The sequence below is a fragment of the Aliicoccus persicus genome (assembly GCF_900110815.1).
Classification (GTDB): Bacteria; Bacillota; Bacilli; order Staphylococcales; family Salinicoccaceae; genus Aliicoccus; species Aliicoccus persicus.
Window position 1 is genome coordinate 711196 of record NZ_FOIT01000001.1, and the last position, 24083, is coordinate 735278.

Genomic DNA, 24083 nt, shown 5'->3' on the forward strand with positions numbered 1-24083 from the left:
CCATCTCTTGTTACAAATAAAAAAACCTTTTTCTCATAATAAGAAAAAGGCTTACGCTCTTTGTCTTATCGTCCAGAAATTTTCTGCTCACATTAGCACCTTTCTATATACATAGAGGTTGCCGGGCATCGTCGGGTGTGAATCCCTCCGCCACTCTGGATAAGAGATAACTCAAATATGAAGTATAGATATCTTTTCTTAAAATTTCAAGTATAATCTAAAAAACTATGCACTTTCTTTATCTATTTTTGAATAAAATGATTTATGCTCTATGTTATAATAATGCTAACAAAAATAATTTGGGGGCTTGTTCTATGGTTGATTACAAATCGCTGATTGATGAGTTAGTGGGAAAAGAAGATAGTCGTAAACAATTAACTTCTGCTCAACTTGTTGAAGCATCTATTCGTCGTGGAGAAGGACGTCTTACTGAAACTGGTGCATTGACTGCAAATACAGGAAAGTACACTGGTCGTAGCCCAAAAGATCGCTTTGTCGTTGAAGATAGCGTTTCTCAAAACAAAGTTGATTGGGGTAGCGTTAACCAGCCGATATCACAAGAAGTATTTGATAATTTATTCAAGCAAGTCATGAATCATCTAAACCGTAAAGAAGAAGTATTCGTGTTTAATGGTTATGCTGGTGCAGATGATAAGACACGTATTAAATTACGCGTAATCAATGAATTTGCATGGCACAATATGTTTGCAAGAACGATGTTTATCCGTCCACAAACGAAAGAAGAAGGCCTTGAAATCGATCCTGAGTTCACAATCGTTTCAGCACCTAGATTTAAGGCAAACCATGCTGTAGATGGAACGAACAGTGAAGCGTTCATCATGGTTTCTTTAGAGAAGAAAATCATCTTAATTGGTGGTACAGAATATGCTGGTGAAATGAAGAAATCAATCTTCTCAATCATGAACTTCCTACTTCCAGAACAAGGTGTCATGAGTATGCACTGCTCAGCAAACGTTGGAGAAAATGGCGATGTGGCATTATTCTTCGGACTATCTGGAACGGGTAAAACAACATTGTCAGCAGACCCACATCGCGACCTTATCGGTGACGATGAACACGGATGGAATGCAGATGGTGTGTTTAACATTGAAGGCGGTTGCTATGCAAAAGCAATCAACTTAACTGAAGAGAAAGAACCAGAAATCTTTAATGCCATTAAATTTGGTAGTGTGTTAGAAAACGTCGTTTTAGGCGACGATAATGTGCCGGATTATGATGATAACGCATTGACTGAGAATACACGTGCAGCCTACCCGATCGACCATATTCCAAATGCACGTATACCGTCTAAAGCTGGACACCCGAAAACAATCGTCTTCCTAACTGCAGATGCGTTCGGTGTGTTGCCACCAATCTCACGTTTAAACAGACACCAAGCGATGTATCACTTCTTGAGTGGTTTTACATCTAAACTTGCAGGAACTGAGCGTGGTATTACAACACCACAACCGGTATTCTCTACGTGCTTCGGTTCACCATTCTTACCTTTACATGCATCTGTGTATGCGAACATGTTAGGTAAATTGATTGATAAGCACGATGTGAACGTTTATCTTGTGAATACAGGATGGACAGGCGGAGAGTATGGTGTTGGTCGCAGAATGGACTTAACACATACACGTTCAATGGTACGACGAGCAATTAGCGGCGAGTTAGAACTAAACGAATTCCAAAAAGATCCAATCTTTGGACTCAGCGTTCCGGTTAAAGTATCGGGCGTGCCAACAGAAATATTGATGCCACGTGACGCATGGGAATCTAAAGAAGCGTACGATGAAAAAGCAAACAACTTGAAGCAACAATTCATCGACAATTTTAAGAAGTTTGGCGATGCTGCTTCAGAAATCGAAGAAAAAGGCGGATTTACAGCGTAATTATAAAGTTTTAAAAGTAAATATTACTAAAAAAATACGGTTGATGACTATATGTCATCAGCCGTATTTTAAATTCGGTTTAACTATTTTTTTAATAATTTATTACTCTTATAACGCATCAATCCCAACTGATACAACACCTTTAGATAATGTTTCAATAATATTGTTATGGATATTTATAATATGAGGAACAATATCAATTATAAATTAAAGTTTTAGCGTTTATCAGAGGTGATTGAATGAAGCGAATGATTTCAAAAGTTGATCTAAGGCGATTGAAACTGATTGATGTTTTGACAAGTTCTGAAAATACTATTCCATTTGATGAATTATCAAAAGTTATGTCATCTTCAGAACGCATAATATTAGATGATATACGAGAACTAAATAAAGAATATGATGAGGCGTTACAGATTAGTATTATAAATGGTAACGTTCATATCAAAAAGAAATTGAATTTTGGATTCGAAGACATTCTTCACGATGTTTTAAGAAGCAACCAATCATTTCAAAATCTAGAAAGTCTATTCTTTAACCCATACAAAAGTATAGAAAAAATGGCCTTAGATAGCTATACCAGCACATCAACGATGTATAGGAAAGTCATGCATATCAACAACTCACTTTATGAAGGCTTTAATATAAAACTACGAACGACACCATTATCGATTGAAGGTAACGAATCAGATATTCGTAAATTTTATTATCAATTGTTTACTTCTAAATATAAATTCTTTGAGTGGCCGTTTCATGCGTATATTAATGAAAAAGAGCTGGAGTCATTTATGTACTCATTTATAAAAGAATTGCCACTCGATATTGATTTTGCATTCTTCAGAAATATGAAATTTATAATCGCCATTAACATCATTAGAATCAAAAAAGGATTTAAATCAAAATTAAGTAGTAACAATGATATAGACCCATTCATCCTAGAAGTGTTAGATAAAAATCATACACACTCGAAGTTTTCAAAGTTGATCAATTTAGAATTGAATTTAGAAACAATTAAAGATATTTTCTATGGATTTGTTGATGAGTTGATTTCCTATTCAAGTAACGAACTCATTGAAAGTGCTACGCGCAATATTACAATTAGCCAATCGTATTTTCAGATGTTAAACATAATTAAACAGTTGACAACTAAGTTTGATTTAACTATTCCTAATCAAGAAATAGTTATTACAAATCTCCATAACACGGTGACTCTCGGTCAAATAGAGGTCACATCAAATTTTGTTTCAGAGGATAGAATTAAGAGCTTCTTACAGTCAGCAAAAGACATATCTCCGCACTTTCTAAATGAAGCTAAGTATTTATTCACTGAGTATTTAGAAGATGTATTTGGTATTAAAGATGATGTCTTGCTAAATACAATGCTGTTTAACATTTACACCCATTGGCATGGATTGTACTCTCAACTTATAGCAAATAAAAATAAGGTGAATATTGTTGTATTAAGTAGTACAGATCATCTGCACGCACGTTTTATGGGAGAAGTAATTATGTATGATATACCAAATCATGCAGAGATTACTGTGATCGAGAATACTTTCATTGATGAAGTGGATTTATACTCATACGATATAATCGTTGCAAATTTTCCAATTGGTAAAGACTTAAAAAACACACAGATCTACGTCAATAACTTACCGACCTCTCAAGATTTACAAAATATAACTGAAGAAGTTAATCGTATATTTAAGTTAAAGAATGCAAATTAAATTGCAGCCGAATTGTTCACTTCGGCTGCATTTATCTTATGCATTAACTATTCTTCTACATTTCTCCAAAAGAGGTTTTTCATTCGTTTGACACTCGGTGGTGTTAACGCGTGACGCTCACCTTCAAATTCAAAATAGTCGTATGGATGATTTTTATATTGTAAATAATCGATCAATATACGCGCATTTTCAATATCGACTAACCGATCAATCGAACCATGTATAATTAACATTTTCGGTAGATGTATATCATGTAAAAATGCCTCGCGTGCATCATATGACTCAGGATCTTTTTTAGGATGCCCGACCATACGACGCATCATACCACGCAGATCTACACGTTCTTCGTACATTTGGTAAATCGAGCTAACCGCATTGAGCATAAGTAAACTATGCACTTTCTCATGTCTGAGTGTATTCATTGCTTGTAATCCGCCACGAGAGAACGCAATTAAATTAATGCGTGCATCAGGATAGTGATGACGAAACATTTTTATTAATGCAACAACATCTTCTATGTCCGCGCCTGCAAGTTCATCCATTCCTTCACTACCGTTGCTACCACGATAATACGGTCCGACAACAATCGAATCATCTCTCATGAATTGCAGAAGTCTGCCGAGTCTCACCCGCCCTACCTGACCTTTACCACCACGCAGATAGATATTGATGTTTTTTATATCATCCGCGTTTGGAGATACCATCAACGCACGCACGATATATTCGTCAGAATAATAGCTGACTTCATGTGCATTCCATTTTCTGTGTTCAAATGGATATTGCTTTTCACTTAAAAAATTCATGACTTTTGCTCATTTCATATAGATATTGCACACATTGATCAAGAAGTAGCGGACTTTTCAGTTTTTCTTCGAGTTCATTTAAGTGACTGACGAACACCGGACCTTGTGTTTCCAAGTAGTCATCTTGATTTTCAAGTGATAACACTTCTGCAAAAAATACAGCTTTAACAATTTCAGGATCACTGTCCACACGATAAAAACCAATATAGTCTAATCGATTTATGTGTCCGCCTGTTTCTTCAAACAGTTCGCGCTTTGCTGCCTCTTCCATCGATTCACCAGGTTCAATTTTACCACCTGGAAACTCAATACCCCTCAATGAATGGTGCGTCAGTAAATATTGTTTTTTATATTTTGGAATAATTAAGACATGTTCGATAGAGTCAGAAAATTGACCTACGTACAAATTCACATTATGATTATTCTTATCTATAAACTTCATAAAAATGTCCTCAATCGATTATTTTCATTACAGTATAACGAGGTGAAACCATTGCAACGACTATTTATATACTTTGTTCGATTATATCAAAGATTCATATCGCCTTTATTTCCACCGTCTTGCCGTTTTGAACCGACCTGTTCAAACTATGCAATCGAAGCGATTCAAGAACATGGCGCATTGAAAGGTACTTATCTCGGAACGAAACGTATTTTAAAATGTCATCCATTCCATCCAGGCGGCTATGATCCTGTGCCGTTTAAAGAGAAAAAAGAATCTGAGAAGAGCAAATAATCCCTCACGGGCAGGAAAATGGTTTTTCGTGTCTGTGAGCAAGTCTCATGGGAACGCAAATCAATTTGCGTGTCAGTGAGCAAGTTTCATTGAAACGCAAATCAATCTGCGTGTCAGTGAGCTAGTTTCATTGAAACGCAAATCAATCTGCGTGTCAGTGAGCAAGTCTCATTGGAACGCAAATCAATCTGCGTGTCTGTGAGCAACTCTCATTGGAACGCAAACCAATCTGCGTGTCTATGAGCAACTCTCATTGGAACGCAAACCAATCTGCGTGTCTGTGAGGAAGTCTCATGGGCACAAAACTACTAAACACCTTCAAAAATACATCAGAGATCTTTGTTAACTATAAATTTCTCTCTATTCAACAATCTTGAAATCTTTCCAGTAGATGTCCGTTCGATTTCCCTAACAAACAATACATCTTTCGGATGTTTGTATCGTGATAACTTCTCATCAAACACGAGCTGAAGTCGAGAAATAATATTAGCTTCTTCTTCGCATTCTAATATCAATACTGGCACTTCACCCCACACATCATCTGCCTTTTTTACAACGACACATTCAACATCAGGCAAAACACCGTGTACAACCTTTTCTATTTCACTCGGATAGATATTTTCTCCACCAGAGATGATTAAGTCTTGTCTTCGATCTAAAATGTACAAATACCCTTCATCATCAATATGTCCGATATCTCCAGTATTAAAATATCCATCTGATGTATTAATCTCAGCATTTAAATACCCCGGCGTAACAACAGGCAAGTTGACCAGCGCATTCGAATCCTCATTCAGTATGATTTCATTATTGATTATCTTTCCGACTGCACCGTCTAAAATTTTAGAGTCGTTATATGGAATCATTATCATTTGAGACATTGTTTCTGTCATACCATATGAGTTGAACACTCGAATATTCTGTTCTAAAGCCCGCTTCAACAGCGGTGTTCGAACACCAGCACCGCCAAGTAGTACACCTTCCAACCTAGTCCAATCAAATTCACAATCAATTAAGCGTTCAAGCATTATCGGGACAAAGCTCGTATGAGTGACTGCATGCGTGTTCATCAAATCAATAATTGACTGTTCATTGAATTTCTCATTGATAACAAGCGTGCACCCATTAATTAATGTTCGGAATACGATTGACAATCCTGATATATGAAATATTGGATTGACGAGCAACCACACACTATCTTCTGAGTACCCCATACCTGCCCTACATCTCGTATCTGATGCGAAGTGATTGCCATACGTTTGTTTGACCGCCTTCGCGCGTCCGGTCGTGCCTGAAGTAAACATAATCGATAAAATATCATCGTCATCATACGACTCAACTTCAAACGATACACTATCCATATCCATCAATGATTCATATGAGTAAACAGTTAAAGAATCACTATGTAAAGGCTGGGTAGCAATGACCACATCGACGTCTACATCTGCAAGTTGCTTAGTAATTTCGTCATGTGTCAATCGACTATTAATCATAACGATTTCAACACCCACGAGCATACACGCATTGATTAAAAAGTAAGCGTCACTACTGTTATGTATAAGGAGTCCGATGCGTTTCGTCTCCAGCGATTTAATGCGCTCGGCCAATGCCATGGATTGCTGATAAACCGCTTCAAACGTATAATTTTTATCTCTAAATATCATAGCGATTTTATGCGGATTATTATTATATTGTTCAATCAACCAGTGTGTGTTCATGTACACACCTCCTTAAATTCAATTTAAAAAGAGACCGATTGCTCAGTCTCTCAATTGATTCTATGGGAATTTAGGAAACTGATCGAAGTCAGGTTTGCGTTTCTCTTTAAATGCGTCGCGTCCTTCCTTCGCTTCATCTGTCGTGTAATAAAGTAAAGTTGCGTCTCCAGCGAACTGTTGTAATCCTGCAAGTCCATCTGTGTCTGCATTCATCGCTGCTTTTAAGAATCTCAATGCTGTTGGTGAGTGTTGCATAATCTCTTCACACCACTTCACTGTTTCATCTTCAAGTTCAGCAAGTGGAACAACTGTGTTCACTAAGCCCATGTCCAGTGCTTCTTGCGCATCATATTGACGGCACAGGTACCAGATTTCACGTGCTTTTTTGTGACCAACGATCCTTGCTAAGTAACCTGAACCGTAACCTGCATCGAATGAACCAACTTTTGGTCCTGTTTGACCGAATCTTGCATTATCCGCTGCAATTGATAAGTCACAAACGACATTGAGTACTTGTCCGCCACCGATTGCCCACCCTGCAACCATCGCAATGACTGGTTTTGGAATAACTCGTATCAAGCGTTGTAAGTCAAGGACATTAAGACGTGGAATATCATCATCTCCAACATAACCACCGTGTCCACGCACGCTTTGGTCTCCACCTGAACAAAATGCTTTCTCGCCCTCACCTGTTAAAATAATAACCGAAACTTCCTGGTCATCACGTGCACGTGAAAATGCATCGATCATCTCATTTACTGTAAGTGGTGTGAATGCGTTATGTACTTCTGGTCGGTTTATTGTTACTTTACCGATTCCATTGTATTTCTCATACTTAATTTCTTTATATTCTTTTACCGTTTCCCACACTCTAGTCATAATTAATTCTCCTTTACTTGTTGTAAAAATAAATTGACTTCTGATAAAAATGCTTCCTTTTGCTCGAGATGCACATTATGTGCCGCATCATCGACGATTACAAGCGATGTTCTCGGATGTTTTTTATCGATTGCTGTGTTAATAGTAACAAACTTTTCATCCGATTCTCCAACGATTAGAAGAATTGGTATGTCTACTTTAAGAAACAGGTCTCCTAAAAATGGTTGCACGCCTGTGCCATATACCATTAAACTGCGTGCGGCTTGCACTGGATCTTGAGACGCTCTATTCTCTTTTTGGAATTGATACGTTGATGGATCTAATCGTTTTTCAGACTCAAACAGCGGCATTTTCTCCCACTCCGATAAAAATCCATCAAAGTCATTCATCATATGTGTTGCTCGTTCTAAATCGATATTAAAGCGCGCTTGTTTCTTCTCTTCATCATCAATCCCAAGAGAGGTACTTTCCAATATTGCAGATTTAAATAATGTTGGATAGTAACACAATAGTGCACTTCCGATACGGCCACCCATTGAATAGCCGAAAAGATGTAGTTTCTTTAACTTTAAAGCGTCGATGACAGCCTTCACACGTTCGAGTACATCTAAAAAGGAAACATCAATGCTCTCAAGTTCACTATCACCAAAACCTGGCAGATCGATTGCAAGCACGTTCATCGATTTGCTTAGCTCTTGTGAAACGTCATTCAAACTATTCATATCTGCTAGGAACCCATGCAAAACGACGACAGTCTCATCAAAATTGTTATCAATAAATTTATAATTCAACATCAAGCTGACTCACCGCTTCAAATATTTTTTCTTTCAGTGACTGATGTGACTCTAGATTCATTGTGCGGTCTGTGATTATTTCAACGATGAGCCGACCTGGTTTTGATAAATCCAAGTGTTCCAACCCATCAACATCCTTAATACGTGAATAATCAAACTGGTAGAGCTGCGCGGCATGTTCAAACGACATATTCATTGGCGTACCAAATAAACGTTCAAAAACGGATGGTTCGCTGTATTGCGGTAAGAAGTTGAAAATACCACCACCATTATTGTTAAACAGAATGATGTTGATATTGATATCTTCTAGTTTAGAAATTAACAAACCATTCATATCATGATAAAACGCTAAATCTCCGATGATTAAAGTCACATTACGATGCTTAGCCATACCGAGTGCGGTTGATGTGACCCCGTCTATACCATTGACACCTCGGTTCGCAAAAATATCATGCACATTTTTCGTATCGTAACGCTCAACATCACGGACAGGCATACTATTAGAAACAAAAATCGCCTGATCTTCTGGAATCATGTTGAGTAACTCAAATGTAAAACGACCTTCATCATTATAGTTAGTCACAAGACGATTCAACGTATTCGTTATCGCATCATTCACTTTGTGTGTTGTGTCATAAAAATGATGATCAGCATTATCTATCACAATTTGTTTTAAATGGGAATTGACCATTCCGACGAAGCTTTCATTTGGTAACGTCGGAAATGTTTTTAAATCCTTAAATTCACTGAAATATAGTTGTTTCGTTGACTCAGGTAGTTTTTTCAAAAATATATTCGTTGATTTAGAAGTAAATGGATCACCAACACGTATGATGAAGTCAAACGATTCTAGTAAGTCCTCTCGGTGATTTAATACATAACTAAATAATAAATCATGATTTGTGATGACATCTTCATTTTTTTGAACAAACTGTCGTGAGTCTGCAATAATCGGTACATTAAGTGTGGACAAGTATTCTACAGATTCCCTCAAGTCCACTTCTGTTGCGCCAAGTAAAATCAAACCGCGGCCACTCAATTCTATTTTACCGTCTAATCGATGCTCGGTTATTACATCTGAATGTTTGGTAGAACGCGTAAACAAATCCAAGCGATTTAAATCAGGTAATAATGGCTCATCAATCTGAACATTTAGATGTACGGGACCTTGCTCTGAACCACTCAGAAACTGAGATGCTTGATTGATTACTGCTTCAACTTCTCTCGTATCATTCAACTCCGGATTCGTAACATTGAGTTCATAATAATAATTGACAAAGTTTTGATACATGTGCGTCTGATTCATCGTCTGAGGCGCACCAATATTTCTTAGTTCAGCTGGCCTGTCTGCTGTGATGACGACTAGCGGTACATTTGCATACTTCGCTTCACTTACCGCTGGCGTATAGTTGGCAGCAGCTGTACCTGATGTACATATAATTGCAACCGGTCGTCTCGAACCTTTGTATAATCCAAGTGCAAAAAATGCTGCACTTCGTTCATCTGGATGAATATATGTCTTTAATTTTGGATGTAACTCAGCCGCAATTGCAAGCGGCGTAGAACGTGAACCAGGGCTAATGACAATTTCATCAACCCCGTGTTCATATAAACTATCAATCATTGTAAATACTTGCTCAGTCAACCGTGTCTTGTGGTTCATCGTTAACCCCCAACAAATCCATCATCGGCTTGAATTTTACATGTGTTTCTTCAAGCTCAGATTCTACTTCTGATTCTTTTACGATCCCAACACCCGCATATAATGTCGCACTTCGATCTCTAATGAACATAGAACGGAGTGCTACTGCAAATTCTGCATCGTTATCCTCATGAATCAGTCCAAGTGGTGCCGCATATAATCCTCGTGCACCAAATTCTTTCTTCACAATATATTCCATCGCAACATCCTTCGGTAACCCACCAGTCGCTGGTGTCGGATGAAATCGCTCTAGAATCGAGAAAATATTAACATCTTTTTTAAGTTTAGCTTCTATATCAGTCTCTAGATGATAGATGAAATTACTTGCTAAAATTTTTGGCATTTCACTATACTGCACTTCATCGGAAAATTCATTTAAATGATGAACGATTTCATCGGCAACGAGTTGATGCTCGTATTTATTTTTTTCGTCATGGAGTAATATGTCTTGATTCTTTTTATCTTGTGAAGCATCAGTATCTTTTGCTATACTCCCTGCAATCGCACTCGTAAATAACGTTTTTCCTTTTATTTCGTATAAACGCTCAGGCGTTTTCGATACAAAAATAGCACCATGATTTTCAAAATATATCGTATAGTTTTGCGTATCATGATCGAGTTGTTCAAAAATATAATTTGTATCGATTTCCTGCTTAAACATGATCAAACGCTGGCGAGACAGTACGACTTTTACAAAGTCATCATCTAATCTATCTATCGTTTCTCTAACGAGTTCCTTCCATCCTTTAACAAACAAATCTTTAGAACGCGTAATTTCCGGAACTGTTACAGCACCAATTTTCGTTTTTGCAATGGTTGTAGACATCTCATGCACTTCATCTAAAATCTTATCTAAATCAACATTTTTAATTTTATCGGTAATAATTAATACTTTGTTGACAAAATCAAATTGATATTTAGCTAGGTGAAAACTTACAACATTAAAATCATTCCACTCATCCGTTGTTTCTTCAGCTGCAAACTTCATGCCACCAAAAAGGCTTAAACTCGATTTATTTTCATTTCCAAAATCGACATGCTGAATTGAATTAAACAGTTTATCTTTGTTTTCCTGTAACTGCTCATCATCGAATTTAGAACGACTTATGCTCTTTATATATTGGATACCCACTTTGTTATATGTATGTGGCGCATTTTTAGAGCGATACCAATAGCGCTGTCCTTTTTGAGCATCAAAATAGTGTAGCACTTGTGTCGGTTCTAAATTAGAATCACCGAATGAAAAATGCATTGAAATATATTTCTTATCACCATTTATTTTTATTTTCTGTATTGCCTCACGGTAAAATTTAATATCCACCTAATACACTTCTTTCACACGATTAATAGTTTCATTTTATCATTTATCCTGTTTACTGTGTTATATATAAAATATATTATGCTAGAATTAATGCGGATAAATTTTAGATAGGAGATTTTATAATGCAAGGTACAGAAACACTCACGGGTTTTAAAAAGTATATCAATCTAACACGACCCCATACATTAACTGCCAGCTTTGTTCCAATATTAGTGGGTTCAGCAGCAGCACTCGTCTATGACACGTTTCGCTTTGATATATTCATTTGCATGTTAATTGCTACGTTGTTGATTCAAAGTGCGACAAACATGTTCAATGAATATTTTGACTACAAGCGTGGATTAGATAGCAAGGAGTCTGTTGGAATTGCAGGTGCGATCGTTAGAAACGGAATGTCACCGCGTCAAGTGTTTACAATCGCAGTCGCATTTTATGTCATCGCTGCATTGGTTGGTCTGTACATCACATTCCAATCATCAATCATCGTATTAATTATTGGATTGATTGGTATGGCTGTCGGTTATTTTTATACTGGTGGTCCATTCCCAATTTCTTGGACACCATTTGGTGAAATATTTGCAGGCTTATTCATGGGGACAATCTTAATTGTATTGACGTTCTATATTCACTTAGGTGAGATCAATAGCTTCATCATTCTATTATCTCTACCTGTTGCAATTACGATTGGACTGTTGAACATGGCAAATAATATTAGAGACCGTGTAAAAGATAAAAGAAGTGGACGTAGAACATACGTTATTCTAGTTGGTAAGAATACAGCTATTCTAACTGCAGCAATAGCACTTTTTATTGGCTATGTGATTATTTTATATATTGGAACCATCCACGAAAACAGCAGCGTTTTTCTACTGCTTCCATTGCTATCTATTCCAATTGCTGTTGAAACGATTAAATTGCTACAACAAGGGAATAAACCTATAGAACTAATTCCTGCAATGGCGTCAATGGGTAAATTAAATACGGTTTTAGGATTGCTTTTAACAATTGGTTTATTATTACAGGCGATATTTTACTAAAGTTGAAAAATTACCATTGCGTGATTTAGTTCAAAATTCGTGTATCATGCTTGCTTATTGCTATTTCACGAATTATAATTGACTATGACTTAAAAAAATGGGGGGAAATTTAATGAGTCTTAAGAAATACTTGTTAGCTGGTGGGTTAAGTACTGTTTTAGTACTTGGTGCATGTAACGACGACGCTGATACAACGGACGATACATCTGACGATGAAGAGACAGATACAGAAGAAGTTGTAGAAGATGAAGAAGAAGATGAAGATGTAACTGATGAAGACGTAGAAGGCGATGCTGATGCGGACGCGGATGCTGATGCCGACGCGGATGCTGATGCCGATGCTGACGCGGATGCTGACGCTGATGCAGATGCAGACGCGGATGCCGATGCTGATGCCGACGCGGATGCGGATGCCGACGCAGATGCCGATGCTGATGCTGACGCAGATGCTGATGCGGACGCGGATGCTGATGCCGACGCTGATGCCGATGCTGATGCTGACGCAGATGCTGATGCGGATGCCGACGCGGATGCTGACGCCGACGCAGATGCTGATGCCGACGCGGATGCGGATGCCGACGCAGATGCTGATGCTGATGCCGACGCAGATGCTGATGCTGACGCGGATGCTGATGCTGACGCGGATGCTGATGCCGACGCTGATGCGGATGCTGACGCAGATGCAGATGCTGACGCAGATGCTGATGCGGACGCTGATGCTGATGCCGACGCAGATGCTGATGCTGATGCTGACGCAGATGCTGATGCGGATGCCGACGCGGATGCGGATGCCGACGCGGATGCTGACGCAGATGCTGATGCAGATGCCGATGCTGACGCAGATGCTGATGCGGATGCTGACGCTGACGCGGATGCGGATGCAGATGCGGATGCCGATGCTGACGCTGATGCGGATGCTGACGCTGATGCGGATGCTGACGCTGATGCTGATGCCGATGCTGACGCAGATGCAGATGCCGACGCTGATGCGGATGCTGATGCGGATGCTGACGCTGACGCGGATGCGGATGCCGATGCTGACGCTGACGCGGATGCGGACGCTGATGCGGATGCTGACGCTGATGCAGATGCGGATGCTGACGCTGATGCAGATGCAGATGCGGATGCTGACGCGGATGCTGACGCTGATGCTGATGCAGATGCGGATGCGGATGCTGACGCGGATGCGGATGCTGACGCGGATGCTGATGCAGATGCGGATGCTGATGCAGATGCGGATGCTGATGCAGATGCGGATGCCGATGCTGACGCTGATGCTGACGCAGATGCAGATGCCGACGCTGATGCGGATGCCGACGCTGACGCGGATGCGGATGCTGACGCAGATGCGGATGCTGACGCAGATGGCGTAGCTTTCGTACCAGTTAATGAAACTGATTTCTTACTCGGTGCAGATGATTCAGATGCTGACGCAGACGCGGATGCGGATTCAGATGCTGATGCTGACGAAGAAATCACTTACACTGGTGATGTTGGTGAATATACAGTTCTTGAGTACGGTTTCGGACAACTTCCTTTAGCTGAAGATGCTGAAGAAGGTGCAGAGCCAATTAACGTTGCGCTTGTATTATTCGAATACACGAACACAAGTGATATTCCAATTGCGCCACAAGAAGCATTCGGTACAGATCTAGCTGTTAGAGAACTGACTGATTCTTCAGAAACAACATTAGGTAACTATACTATGGACTTACCAGAAGACTTCTCTTACGCGGCTGAATTAGAAGCAGCGAAAGAGCAAGTAGCTCCAGGTGAAACTGTTACTGCGATTGTTGCTTACGGTCCGGTTGACGGAACTTTAGAAGTTAGACTTCAAAGCCGTGTTAACCCAATGAGTGACAACACAGATGAGTTAGACGAAGAATTAAGAATTCAGTAATAACAAATTAAGCGCCCTACGGGGCGCTTTTTTAATGGGTGAAACTTATGATCATTTCAACTTCGTATAAAACTAATCAATCCATCTTACATAAAGCACAACAACTAAGTTCTAAGTACTCTCTTACTTATGTTCCAAGAGGGAAAAACACACTAAAACAATTATTCCAGAAATATCAGTGTCCTGTAATTATCGTTACTGGCACTCATATTCGTTTTCATTCACAAGATGCAGAAATATATTTCCACCCAAATATCGGTCAAATACGTTCAAAACGCATTGTAGATGGTGAAACCGATGCACTCATCGAAATCAGTCAACTAAAGCCTGGTATGTCACTACTCGACTGTACATTAGGACTTGGGGCTGATAGTCTAATCGCTAGTCAAGTAGTCGGCGAGTCAGGTCGTGTCGTTGCGATTGAGTCAAATTTTGTCATGTATCTTATTACAAGTGAAGGTTTAAAATACTATCCATTTGACAATCCAATTCTAGAAGAAGCAAGTAAGAGAATTGAAACGTATCATCAAAATGCATTTGACTTTTTAAAAGCACAGGATGATGACTCTTTTGACGTTGTATATTTCGATCCGATGTTTGATTCAGATATTAAAGAAACAACCCCTTTGAATCATGTGAGAAAAATCGCGGACTACTCTACTTTAAATCATGAAACGATAGCTGAAGCAAAACGGGTTGCAAAACAATATGTTATAATGAAAAATCATTACTTAAGTGATACGTTTAAATCTCTTGGTTTTATCCAACAGAAACGTAAAACAAGTCAGTTTCACTATGGTGTAATAAAAATTCATTAACGATAATATAATAGGTGATTTTAATGGCTAACTTTTTAAAAGTATTTGTAAGAGATTTTATAATATTCTCAGCTTTTGTTTTATTGACATTTATGGCTGTTATACTCATTGCTGATTTAAATTTTGAAGATCATATCGGTACGATGATGATGATGATTGCAGCTGTATTTTTTGGATTACTCATCAGAGAGTTTATGGAACGTGTAATTGGTAGCCGACAAAAGAAAAAGCGTCTAGCTCAAGTTGAAGAAGAACAAAGACTGATGAAAAATTCTAAAAATATATCGAAGAAACCAAAAAGTACAACAAAAGTTGTTCCAAAAAAACGTAAGCGACACTAATTGCAGGTGATGGAGATGGACTTAAGCTTTTTATCTGGCAATACACTTGATGCGGCAAAACATTTACTCGGAAAAGAAATTATTTCATATGTAGATGGTATTGTAACAAGTGGTTATATTACTGAAGTTGAAGCATATCTCGGGTTAGACGATAAAGCCTCTCACACATACTTAGGCAAAAAAACAAAGAAAAATGAAATGATGTTTAATTCTTATGGACACCTATATGTCTATACGATGCATGGGCATCATTGCATGAATATATTGACACGTGAAACAGAATTTCCTGAAGGTGTACTTATTCGAGGAATCGAACCACATCAAAATATCCAGACAATGATCGAGCGACGTGGCAGGGACACACATATTAGTGATGGACCTGGAAAGCTAACAAAAGCACTCGGAGTTCGGCGTGATACACATAATGGTATTCGAATTAATAGTGGAATTATTGATCTAAAAGAAGGAAAGATTCCTCAGAAGATTGTTGCAACGAAGAGAATTGGCATCGACACGAAAGAAGAAGCTGTTGATTATTTATATCGATTCATCGTTGATGGCAATAAGAATGTCAGTCGATTTAGAGGAAGAGCACATGAGAATGGTGGGTGGATGTAATCATTCTATTTTTTAATTTTAAAAGTCGCTACTTCAGATCAGAAAACTGCTTTGAAGTAGCGACTATTTGAATGTTTATGATATTCGACACTGAAAAGAATTAAAATCATAATTAATAGACAACATTTGGGTCTACTTCACCTTCATATTCCCAGAAAACATGAGTTTTACCTTCTCCTGTACCAAACCTTACTCTAACTGATTCATAGTTAGGAATCATTGTTACGATTTGACCTTCTAATGTGTCACCAGGAGTAATTTCCCCACTCTGAAAGAATAAATCCTCATCAAAGACAAAATCTTCTAATTTTCGTGTGTCTGGTCTATTTATAAAATAAATATCAAAATCATCAGCGTTTATTGTATGTGATACATCAGCATCACTATCTTCTAAATTAATTTCAAAATCGATGATCACCCATTTTTCATATTCATTTTGTTTGTCTACTACTGTGAACAACTCATTCATTCCAAGGTAATCATACACTGTATCATCTGTAATTAAATTTGTCGTAACACTCATTTCCAATTCGATTTCTTCTTCTCCATCTAATAGTCTAACCGGATAAATAACTTCTTGTCCGACTTCAGCAGGGTTTATGTGTAAACCAATATCTTTCTCGTAGCTTTTGAACTCTAAAACTCTATCATATTCTTCCAACTGTTCTTCTTGGTCTAAGATTTGTTCCACTCTCTCACCGATTTGAACTAAAACTTCATCTGGATGCATCATTGCTTTGGCATCCACTTCAACATATCCAATAATCAGAAAATTCATCATTAAAAATGAAAGTATAAATTTTTTAAACATATCTTCACCTATTGATCCCTTTCAATTGTAGATATATTTTCAACATACGTTACATACTCGTCTTCACTATCTTCATGTCCATAAACAATATAAAATGGCTTATCAATTGGTACCTGTTTCGCGAAAATTGTTTCATATCGGTTTAGTTCATACAGTTCTACATCTGTTTTAAATTCATCAAATATAATTGTGTTCGACTCGATTGGTGTATTTTCATCTTCATATATCGTGAAATCATCTTGCTTCATCCATACGCCAATATTTGGATCTGTTGAATTTAGATTTCTTATGCTCATTTCAAAGGCACGCCATTCGTAACCTTCTTTTGCTTCTTCATAGCCTTCTAGACCTTCTATCATGGCTAAACTCTCATTAGCAGGTAATACGTTACTGACATAAAATGAAATTAGAGCATAAAAATCTTCAGATTCATCATATGATTCAGGCGTATAAGAGAATAAGTGATACGCAGTATCATTCCCAGGTAGCGGCGTTTCAAATGTTCCAAATCCCTGCTGATGATTTTCAAAATAGCGTAACTCAGCATCATTTTGATTAAAAAGCTTATTAAGTTCACTATAGTAAGCGTATATATTTATATCTTCTTCTTCTTCTTCTTCCGGTGTTTTTAACTCTAGATCTAAATACGTCATTGTTGTTCCTAAGAGCATTGCAGATAATAATCCACTAAACATAGTTTACCTCCATTAGTCACATTATTTAGTTTATCGTAAAACAAAATTTAAAAAATTGCACATAAAAACCGAGATAATAATTATTATCTCGGTATAAATATCCATTATTTTACTCTTCTTCTGAATCTTCTTCTGTGTCAGAATTGTCTTCTTCGCTGTTTTCTTCTTCCTCGTTGTCTTCTTCGTTGTTGTCTTCTTCTGTTTCGTTATTTTCTTCTTCGTTTTCATCTTGATCTACTTCTTCTTCGGATTCTGAATCTTGTTCATCTAGTGAACTAATGTTCTCGCCATCATATAAGAAGAATAAATCCTCGGCTTTAAATGTGTCAAAGTAAATTAAGAATGGTTCATCTTGAGGCACAAGTTTCGCTACATTACCACTCACTTCACCACCTGAATACACTTCAGTGTAAGTCAATGGTCTTGGTGGTAGTGCATATTCATTCGGTACAGATGACCCATTTTCAGAAACGATACTGATACTATCTGTTACACCGATTGACATATCCTCATCTTCAAATGAATCAAGATAGAATGTCATTGAAATAACTGCCCATTCATAACCATCTGGGGCATCTTCATTAAAGCGACTTTCTTCTTGTAAAATTTCATCCGCTTCCTCACCGACGACTATATTATCAATTGTAATTTCAGCTGTACCAAATACACGATTAAATCCATTTGAATATTCAAATACTTCAATCGCTACTGTATCACCTACATCAAATGGTTCTGAACGAGACCCACGTCCATCTGAAGTATCAAATACTTCAACATCTTCACGTTCATCTACTTCTGTTTCTTCTTCATCATCACTTGATGATGATACTCGATTTCCAAGTGAATCATATAAGCGAGATATCTCATCTTCTGCTTCATTTAAATGTCTTTCTAAATTGTTCAATCGATTCTCTAATGATTCTGTTCGTTCATTTAATCGAACAAACTCTTGGATTACTTCTTCTGGTAAATCATCTAGTGTAAGTGGCTCATCAATGACTTGCTCTTCATTTACTGTATCATTGTCTTCTGTTTCTTCGTCTTCAGTTTCATCTTCTTCTTCATCGATTGAATCTTCTTCATCATTAGATTCTTCACTTTCGTTGTCATTCGACGACGTGTCTTCATCTGTCTCTGAATCATCATCTTCTGGTGATTCCTCTTCTGTATCTTCCACAACTTCTTCCGTACTGTCATCGTTATCAGATACTTCTTCAGTATCATCACCATTACTTCTATCTTGGAATTCTTGAAGTGTTGCTGTACATGATGACATCATAAGAATAAGTGAAGTGGGAATTCCTACAATTAACTTTTTCATAACTGTCCTCCTGTCGTCGGTTACATGACTCTATTATAATTCATCTTCATATTAGCACAATTATAACATAGGTCTATGATTACATACCGTAAAAAGGTAAGCGCTTATTTAATAAAATTCACCCCAAAGTTGACCTACTTTTCCTTTGTTGTATGTTGTGATTGGGATAAATCGCCTTCTATTATTATTCATCTGACTTATCCATAAATAACCATTTCGATAATATATTCTATCATAAGAAACTGTATCATTTACATCTAACATTGTTGCCACTGGACTATAAATTGAAGGTGCATCATATCTTACATAAATTCTACTGCCTGATGTATTTTTGAAATGTCCATTGTCAATTTTATAGGTATTTTCAGTTTGATGAATTTTTAATTCTGTTCCAATTTGTAGTAATCTCGGATCTTTAATTTTGTTCATTTCCATCAGTTCTTGAGCCGTTATACCATGATACATCCTACTAATACCATATAATGTATCTCCTGATTTCACTTCATAGATAATGTCGTCGATTTTGCCAAGCAGTTTTGTCCCTTCTGCCAGCGCTTGTTGTGGATCATAGACTGGACACGCAGTTGTATTATAACCGGGATATTTGTTATGACCTCTCATAATACCCATTGCGATTCCATCTTGATCAAGTGCTTGATTTAACTCGGTAAATGAAAGAATTGCGGCGGTTGAGAGTTTATCGTATCGGTAATCACCTGCGATACAAATTCCAAGTGAAAAATCGTTACTGTTGCCGACATGATATGTGAGATCATCTAAATTTCTATTGAAACTAATTTCTGCACGAGGTCCATTTGATGTATTAATAATTCGACTCGGTGTAATCGTAAATGTATAACCAATACATGGCCAATTTAAATGATTAACATGATAGTTTGCAAATCCTTCTGGATTGCTTCCTGGAAGATGTACGCGCGTCGCACTATGGTGTATCCCTCTTTCTAATTTTGCGATTGGTGTTTTACGTTTCGGAATACGATAAGATCGATGAGTGACAAGAGAATTACGACGATCTACTAATTGTTCTAATTTTAGAAATGCTGACATTGTTAATACCTCCTAAATTTAAAGTCACTCATAATATCGAAAAGTAAAATTAAAAATGGCATAATAAGTCATGTAATCATTACAAAAGGAGAAAGAAATGAATAGGAAAAACATTAGAAATCAAAAATCAAATTATGGATTGCCTCTGAATAAGAGACAATTAAAAAGTATCGCAAACAAGAAATATGGAATTCCATTTATCATTATTCTTGTCATTGTCGTTGGTCTGATAACAATTTTTGGTGAAGATGAAGAAACGCCTCAGGGTACGACTGAAATATCAAACGGTGAAATAGTTCCTGGTGAACGCTATGAAGTTGAAGTCTCGCGATACATTGATGGTGACACAGCAGAATTTTATTTTAATGGAGAAGCCGAGCGTTTTAGATTCATTATTATAGATGCACCTGAAATTGATCGTGAGTATAATAATCACGACCCATATGCGATTGAGTCATTAGAACGTGTTGAAGAACTATTGGATAATGCTGATACGATTACTGTGGAATTTGATACTGGCGAAATTCAAGACAATTATGATCGTTATCTCGCATATGTTTATGCAGATGATGTATTGCTCAACGTCCAACTTGTAGAAGAAGGTTTGGCATCTGTTAGATATACAAATACAGATAATCGAAAATATATCGATGACATGTACGATGCTGAAGAGACTGCAAAAGAAAAGACATTAGGTATTTGGTCTGAATAGATGAAAGAGAACTTTCATTTGAATAAGGTTTCGAAAGTTAGGGTATATTTATATATGTAAAACTAATGTGAAGGGAAGTTAAGTATGAAGAACAATATATACGGGCAAACACCATCCCTACTTGGCTCTAAAAATTTAACGAAAACAAAAGATTATGACACTGACGTTATCTTTTATGGCGCACCTTTTGAAGGTGAAAGTACTTGGGGCGATTATACTGGTACTGAACTTGGACCAAAACAAATTAGACTAAGTTCTGCAAGAAACAGTACGTATTTGCCTGAACTTGATCATATTAATGTTGAAGATCACCTTACTATGGGCGACGTTGGTGATATACCATTCGTTGCACATGACAATGAAGAATCATATAAAAACATTGAAAAGTTTACGAGCGAGCTATGGAAAACTGGTAAGTTTTTAGTCGGACTTGGTGGTGAACACGGTGTGACCTATCCAATTTTAAAAGCACTTGCAGATCAAGGTAAAAAAGTTGGCATCATTCATCTGGATGCACACTATGATAATATGCCAGATTTTGATGGGGAACCGTATGCGAGAAACACGCCGTTTATGCGTTTGTATGAGACAGAAGGTGTACGCAACGAATCAATCATTCATGCAGGAATACATGGACCACGCAATAAGCCCGAAACAGGTAAATATGCGAAGGAAAATGGTGCGGTCACAATTACAATCAACGATATAAGAGAGACAAAAGATTTAAGAGCCTATGCAAAAGAAATCTATGACATGGCAAGTAAGGATGTCGATGTTGTTTATCTGTCAATTTGTAGTGACGTCTTGGACTTTGCTTTTAATCCGGGTGGCCCTGTTGATGGTAACGGATTAACATCATACGAGCTGCTAACGATGATTCATGAATTTGGTAAACTTGGCTTAGTCGGTATGGACTACGTTGAAGTGTACCCGATGATGGATGCGAATCAAAACTCAGCCCACTTTGCGAGCTACGCCATTTTATATGTATTAGCAGGTCACGCGAAATATTTATTGTACTCCTGATTTTGAATATTACAAGTATGTTACAGAGAATTATGTACAGAATGTGACAATGGTATGAGGGTGGATTGGTGTATTTGTGTTTGTTTTATGGCAACGAGCGGTGCTCGCTGTCCGTTAAAACTCGAATCACGTCAACGAGCGGTGCTCGCTGTCCGTTAGAACTCGAATCACGCCAACGAGAGGCGCTCGCTGTCGGTTAGAACTCGAATCACGCCAACGAGAGGTGCTCGCTGTCCGTTAAAACTTGAATCACGTCAACGAGCGAAGCTCGCTGTCCGTTAGAACTCGAATCACGCCAACGAGAGTCGCTCGCTGTCAGCACTTCGTCAATATGTATCATGAAGTACCCTTTAAACTGGACCCTGTGAAGTGGACAGTGGTGAGTACCCTAGAAAAAATTATAGACAGTACGTCACCTGTCATGTTTACTTGTAGACAATAGGTCACGAAACGGATATTTTTCTAGACACTCTAGTATAAACAACCATTATACACAGAACAGGAGTCAAAATTATGAGACAAGCATTTACAGAAGAAGAAGCTGTCGACTATCTTTATCGGTTTATTGTTGAAGGCAATCGCAATGTGAGTCGTTTTAGTGGTAAACCTGCTGATGATGGTGGATGGATATCAAATTAAACAAGGAACTGGACTTAGCATCCAGTTCCTTGTTTATGTCTTAGTACTAATATATGATATTGGGGTCTTCTTCTGCTTCAAATTCCCAAAATACATGCGATTTTCTTTCTCCTGTACCAAATCTAACTCTAACATCTCTATAATTGGGAATTAATTTTACAATTTTACCCTCAATGGTATCACCTGGAGACACTTCTCTACTCTCAAAGAATAAATCTTCATCGAAAGGAGGATCCCATAATACTGTTATCCGGCATGCGTGTGAAGTAAATACCGAAGTCATCCGCATGAATTGTATGGCTGACATCGACTTCGCTGTCTTCCACTGTGAGTTCAAAATCAATAATCGCCCATATCATACTGTCATTCTGACTATCAAGAATTGTATATAAATCATTCATACCGAGATGTTCATACACCGTCTCGTCTGCGATCAAATCTGCTGTAATACTCATTTCCAATTCAACTTTTTCATCTTCATCCATGACATTAAAGGAATATGAGACCTCTTGCCCCACTTCTGCTGGGTTAACATGTAATCCGATATCTTTGTCGTAACTCTTAAATTCAAGGACTCTATCGTATTCTGCGAGCTGCTCTTCTTGATCCTCAATTCTTTCTAATGTATCACCAATCATTTTCAACGTTTCTTCTGGTGACATCATCGCTTTCGTTTCTATCGTCGCAAATCCAATAACCAGCACATTCATCGTTATCATTGTATATATTAATTTTTTTAACATAGATTCACCTACTGATCCCTTTCTATAATAGAAGTATCCTCAACATACGTCACATATGAATCTTCACTGTCTTCGTGTTGATATACAAAGTAAAATGGTGCATCAATTGGAATCTGTTTCGCATACATTGTTTCAAATCTTTCTAGTTCATAAATCTGAACATTCGTAAACCATTCTTCAAAAACTATCTCATCATGTTCAATCGGTGTATCTTCATCTACATAAACATTAAAATCATCTTGATTAATCCATACGCCCACATTTGGATCGGTTGAATTATAATGTCGATAACTTATTTCAAACACACGCCACTCATAACCTTCTGCTGCTTCCTCATAACCTTCTAAATGTTCAATCATCTCGAGAGACTCTTCCGCTGGAAACATATTATTAATGTAGAAAGATAATAGCACGTAATATTCATCAGAATTGTCATATTCCTCAGGAACGTATGAGAATAAGTGGTACGATTGATTATTTCCTGGTAAAGGCGATTCAAAAGTACCAACATCTTGGTTCTCAAAATAGCGTAGTTCCGCATCATTTTGATTATAAATGGTATTGAGTTCAGCATAATAGGCATAAACATTAATACCTTCTTCTTCAATTTCTTCTACCGTTTTCATTTCTAAATCCAAATAAGATAATGTTGATCCGAGAAGCATTGCCGATAAAAACCCAGTAAACATATTGGACACCTCTTTATACAGTCTATTTAGGTTTATCATAAATCATAGCTTATAAAAATGCACATGAAAACCGAGCACATTATGAAGATGCTA

Annotated in this window: 24 protein-coding genes and 1 riboswitch; of the genes, 11 read left to right on the forward strand and 13 right to left on the reverse strand. The window is 37.6% G+C overall.

Annotated elements, in window-relative coordinates; genetic code table 11:
* Positions 1-62 precede the first annotated feature (62 nt).
* Positions 63-166, reverse strand: a riboswitch (SAM riboswitch).
* 148 nt (positions 167-314) lie between these two features.
* A complete protein-coding gene (pckA, locus tag BMW30_RS03430; protein WP_091473906.1) occupies positions 315-1895 on the forward strand; it encodes a phosphoenolpyruvate carboxykinase (ATP) in 1581 nt (526 codons plus the stop codon).
* A 239-nt stretch (positions 1896-2134) separates the two neighbouring features.
* Positions 2135-3619: an AcpB/EbpR/MafR family transcriptional regulator gene (locus BMW30_RS03435; protein ID WP_091473908.1), complete on the forward strand. Its 1485-nt coding sequence runs from the start codon at positions 2135-2137 to the stop codon at positions 3617-3619.
* A 47-nt stretch (positions 3620-3666) separates the two neighbouring features.
* Here the strand turns inward: BMW30_RS03435 and BMW30_RS03440 are convergent, their stop codons facing one another.
* Together BMW30_RS03440 and ytkD are read right to left on the reverse strand one after the other, a co-directional pair.
* Entirely contained in the window at positions 3667-4422 is a 756-nt protein-coding gene (locus BMW30_RS03440) for an alpha/beta hydrolase family protein (RefSeq protein WP_091473909.1), read from the reverse strand.
* Positions 4406-4864, reverse strand: a complete 459-nt coding sequence (ytkD, locus tag BMW30_RS03445; protein ID WP_245705617.1) for an RNA deprotection pyrophosphohydrolase — start codon at positions 4862-4864, stop codon at positions 4406-4408. The genes BMW30_RS03440 and ytkD overlap by 17 nt, the downstream gene beginning before the upstream one ends.
* A 51-nt stretch (positions 4865-4915) precedes the next feature.
* Here ytkD and yidD point away from each other — a divergent pair, with 51 nt between their 5' ends.
* Entirely contained in the window at positions 4916-5158 is a 243-nt protein-coding gene (gene yidD / locus BMW30_RS03450) for a membrane protein insertion efficiency factor YidD (protein WP_091474033.1), read from the forward strand.
* Between the two features lie 329 nt (positions 5159-5487).
* Here the strand turns inward: yidD and menE are convergent, their stop codons facing one another.
* From menE to BMW30_RS03475, 5 genes are read right to left on the reverse strand one after another with little or no spacing between them, the layout of a single operon-like run.
* Positions 5488-6876, reverse strand: coding sequence for an o-succinylbenzoate--CoA ligase (gene menE, locus BMW30_RS03455; RefSeq protein ID WP_091473912.1), 1389 nt, complete (start codon positions 6874-6876; stop codon positions 5488-5490).
* 60 nt (positions 6877-6936) lie between these two features.
* On the reverse strand, positions 6937-7758 hold the full coding sequence (gene menB / locus BMW30_RS03460; RefSeq protein ID WP_180366198.1) for a 1,4-dihydroxy-2-naphthoyl-CoA synthase: 822 nt from the start codon (positions 7756-7758) through the stop codon (positions 6937-6939).
* The gene (menH, locus tag BMW30_RS03465; protein ID WP_091473916.1) at positions 7758-8549 is read right to left on the reverse strand and encodes a 2-succinyl-6-hydroxy-2,4-cyclohexadiene-1-carboxylate synthase; all 792 of its coding nucleotides are present in this window, start codon (positions 8547-8549) and stop codon (positions 7758-7760) included. Before menH ends, menB begins: the two co-directional genes overlap by 1 nt.
* Entirely contained in the window at positions 8536-10212 is a 1677-nt protein-coding gene (menD, locus tag BMW30_RS03470) for a 2-succinyl-5-enolpyruvyl-6-hydroxy-3-cyclohexene-1-carboxylic-acid synthase (RefSeq protein WP_091473917.1), read from the reverse strand. Before menD ends, menH begins: the two co-directional genes overlap by 14 nt.
* A complete protein-coding gene (locus tag BMW30_RS03475) occupies positions 10187-11572 on the reverse strand; it encodes an isochorismate synthase (RefSeq protein WP_091473919.1) in 1386 nt (461 codons plus the stop codon). The genes menD and BMW30_RS03475 overlap by 26 nt, the downstream gene beginning before the upstream one ends.
* Before the next feature lie 122 nt (positions 11573-11694).
* Here BMW30_RS03475 and BMW30_RS03480 point away from each other — a divergent pair, with 122 nt between their 5' ends.
* From BMW30_RS03480 to BMW30_RS03500, 5 genes are all read left to right on the forward strand, one after another.
* Entirely contained in the window at positions 11695-12609 is a 915-nt protein-coding gene (locus tag BMW30_RS03480; RefSeq protein WP_091473921.1) for a 1,4-dihydroxy-2-naphthoate polyprenyltransferase, read from the forward strand.
* 112 nt (positions 12610-12721) lie between these two features.
* On the forward strand, positions 12722-14509 hold the full coding sequence (locus tag BMW30_RS03485) for a hypothetical protein (protein ID WP_377910955.1): 1788 nt from the start codon (positions 12722-12724) through the stop codon (positions 14507-14509).
* A 47-nt stretch (positions 14510-14556) separates the two neighbouring features.
* On the forward strand, positions 14557-15327 hold the full coding sequence (locus tag BMW30_RS03490; protein ID WP_091473922.1) for a class I SAM-dependent methyltransferase: 771 nt from the start codon (positions 14557-14559) through the stop codon (positions 15325-15327).
* Positions 15328-15350: 23 nt separating this feature from the next.
* Positions 15351-15668, forward strand: coding sequence for a hypothetical protein (locus tag BMW30_RS03495; protein WP_091473924.1), 318 nt, complete (start codon positions 15351-15353; stop codon positions 15666-15668).
* Positions 15669-15683: 15 nt separating this feature from the next.
* Positions 15684-16286 (forward strand): DNA-3-methyladenine glycosylase, encoded by a 603-nt coding sequence (locus BMW30_RS03500; protein ID WP_091473926.1) that lies wholly within the window; start codon positions 15684-15686, stop codon positions 16284-16286.
* Positions 16287-16398: 112 nt separating this feature from the next.
* Here BMW30_RS03500 and BMW30_RS03505 read toward each other — a convergent pair whose 3' ends face one another.
* The 4 genes from BMW30_RS03505 to BMW30_RS03520 form a co-directional block, all read right to left on the reverse strand.
* A complete protein-coding gene (locus tag BMW30_RS03505) occupies positions 16399-17097 on the reverse strand; it encodes a hypothetical protein (RefSeq protein WP_091473928.1) in 699 nt (232 codons plus the stop codon).
* A gap of 8 nt (positions 17098-17105) precedes the next feature.
* Positions 17106-17792, reverse strand: coding sequence for a hypothetical protein (locus BMW30_RS03510; RefSeq protein ID WP_091473929.1), 687 nt, complete (start codon positions 17790-17792; stop codon positions 17106-17108).
* Positions 17793-17901: 109 nt separating this feature from the next.
* Positions 17902-19113, reverse strand: a complete 1212-nt coding sequence (locus tag BMW30_RS03515) for a hypothetical protein (protein WP_091473932.1) — start codon at positions 19111-19113, stop codon at positions 17902-17904.
* Positions 19114-19221: 108 nt separating this feature from the next.
* The gene (locus tag BMW30_RS03520) at positions 19222-20181 is read right to left on the reverse strand and encodes a LysM peptidoglycan-binding domain-containing protein (RefSeq protein WP_091473933.1); all 960 of its coding nucleotides are present in this window, start codon (positions 20179-20181) and stop codon (positions 19222-19224) included.
* 97 nt (positions 20182-20278) lie between these two features.
* On the opposite strand from BMW30_RS03520, the gene BMW30_RS03525 reads away from it, so the two are divergent.
* The 3 genes from BMW30_RS03525 (at position 20279) to BMW30_RS10780 (ending at position 22558) form a co-directional block, all read left to right on the forward strand.
* Positions 20279-20893, forward strand: coding sequence for a thermonuclease family protein (locus BMW30_RS03525; protein WP_091473935.1), 615 nt, complete (start codon positions 20279-20281; stop codon positions 20891-20893).
* Between the two features lie 84 nt (positions 20894-20977).
* On the forward strand, positions 20978-21919 hold the full coding sequence (locus BMW30_RS03530; RefSeq protein WP_091473937.1) for an agmatinase family protein: 942 nt from the start codon (positions 20978-20980) through the stop codon (positions 21917-21919).
* A 513-nt stretch (positions 21920-22432) separates the two neighbouring features.
* Positions 22433-22558, forward strand: a complete 126-nt coding sequence (locus BMW30_RS10780) for a hypothetical protein (RefSeq protein WP_281242133.1) — start codon at positions 22433-22435, stop codon at positions 22556-22558.
* Positions 22559-22776: 218 nt separating this feature from the next.
* Here BMW30_RS10780 and BMW30_RS03535 read toward each other — a convergent pair whose 3' ends face one another.
* Together BMW30_RS03535 and BMW30_RS03540 are read right to left on the reverse strand one after the other, a co-directional pair.
* The gene (locus BMW30_RS03535) at positions 22777-23301 is read right to left on the reverse strand and encodes a hypothetical protein (protein WP_091473939.1); all 525 of its coding nucleotides are present in this window, start codon (positions 23299-23301) and stop codon (positions 22777-22779) included.
* An 8-nt stretch (positions 23302-23309) separates the two neighbouring features.
* Positions 23310-23990 carry a hypothetical protein gene (locus tag BMW30_RS03540; protein WP_091473941.1) on the reverse strand — a complete coding sequence of 227 codons (681 nt, stop codon included), beginning with the start codon at positions 23988-23990 and terminating at the stop codon, positions 23310-23312.
* Positions 23991-24083 lie beyond the last annotated feature (93 nt).

What these genes read in the sequence shown, in the direction of transcription:
- pckA (WP_091473906.1), top strand. Translation starts at nt 315, where the DNA reads ATGGTTGATTACAAATCGCTGATTGATGAGTTAGTGGGAAAAGAAGAT.
- BMW30_RS03435 (WP_091473908.1), top strand. Translation starts at nt 2,135, where the DNA reads ATGAAGCGAATGATTTCAAAAGTTGATCTAAGGCGATTGAAACTGATT.
- BMW30_RS03440 (WP_091473909.1), bottom strand. Translation starts at nt 4,422, where the DNA reads ATGAATTTTTTAAGTGAAAAGCAATATCCATTTGAACACAGAAAATGG.
- ytkD (WP_245705617.1), bottom strand. Translation starts at nt 4,864, where the DNA reads ATGAAGTTTATAGATAAGAATAATCATAATGTGAATTTGTACGTAGGT.
- menE (WP_091473912.1), bottom strand. Translation starts at nt 6,876, where the DNA reads ATGAACACACACTGGTTGATTGAACAATATAATAATAATCCGCATAAA.
- menH (WP_091473916.1), bottom strand. Translation starts at nt 8,549, where the DNA reads ATGTTGAATTATAAATTTATTGATAACAATTTTGATGAGACTGTCGTC.
- menD (WP_091473917.1), bottom strand. Translation starts at nt 10,212, where the DNA reads ATGAACCACAAGACACGGTTGACTGAGCAAGTATTTACAATGATTGAT.
- BMW30_RS03480 (WP_091473921.1), top strand. Translation starts at nt 11,695, where the DNA reads ATGCAAGGTACAGAAACACTCACGGGTTTTAAAAAGTATATCAATCTA.
- BMW30_RS03485 (WP_377910955.1), top strand. Translation starts at nt 12,722, where the DNA reads ATGAGTCTTAAGAAATACTTGTTAGCTGGTGGGTTAAGTACTGTTTTA.
- BMW30_RS03490 (WP_091473922.1), top strand. Translation starts at nt 14,557, where the DNA reads ATGATCATTTCAACTTCGTATAAAACTAATCAATCCATCTTACATAAA.
- BMW30_RS03495 (WP_091473924.1), top strand. Translation starts at nt 15,351, where the DNA reads ATGGCTAACTTTTTAAAAGTATTTGTAAGAGATTTTATAATATTCTCA.
- BMW30_RS03500 (WP_091473926.1), top strand. Translation starts at nt 15,684, where the DNA reads ATGGACTTAAGCTTTTTATCTGGCAATACACTTGATGCGGCAAAACAT.
- BMW30_RS03505 (WP_091473928.1), bottom strand. Translation starts at nt 17,097, where the DNA reads ATGTTTAAAAAATTTATACTTTCATTTTTAATGATGAATTTTCTGATT.
- BMW30_RS03510 (WP_091473929.1), bottom strand. Translation starts at nt 17,792, where the DNA reads ATGTTTAGTGGATTATTATCTGCAATGCTCTTAGGAACAACAATGACG.
- BMW30_RS03515 (WP_091473932.1), bottom strand. Translation starts at nt 19,113, where the DNA reads ATGAAAAAGTTAATTGTAGGAATTCCCACTTCACTTATTCTTATGATG.
- BMW30_RS03520 (WP_091473933.1), bottom strand. Translation starts at nt 20,181, where the DNA reads ATGTCAGCATTTCTAAAATTAGAACAATTAGTAGATCGTCGTAATTCT.
- BMW30_RS03525 (WP_091473935.1), top strand. Translation starts at nt 20,279, where the DNA reads ATGAATAGGAAAAACATTAGAAATCAAAAATCAAATTATGGATTGCCT.
- BMW30_RS03530 (WP_091473937.1), top strand. Translation starts at nt 20,978, where the DNA reads ATGAAGAACAATATATACGGGCAAACACCATCCCTACTTGGCTCTAAA.
- BMW30_RS10780 (WP_281242133.1), top strand. Translation starts at nt 22,433, where the DNA reads ATGAGACAAGCATTTACAGAAGAAGAAGCTGTCGACTATCTTTATCGG.
- BMW30_RS03535 (WP_091473939.1), bottom strand. Translation starts at nt 23,301, where the DNA reads ATGTTAAAAAAATTAATATATACAATGATAACGATGAATGTGCTGGTT.
- BMW30_RS03540 (WP_091473941.1), bottom strand. Translation starts at nt 23,990, where the DNA reads ATGTTTACTGGGTTTTTATCGGCAATGCTTCTCGGATCAACATTATCT.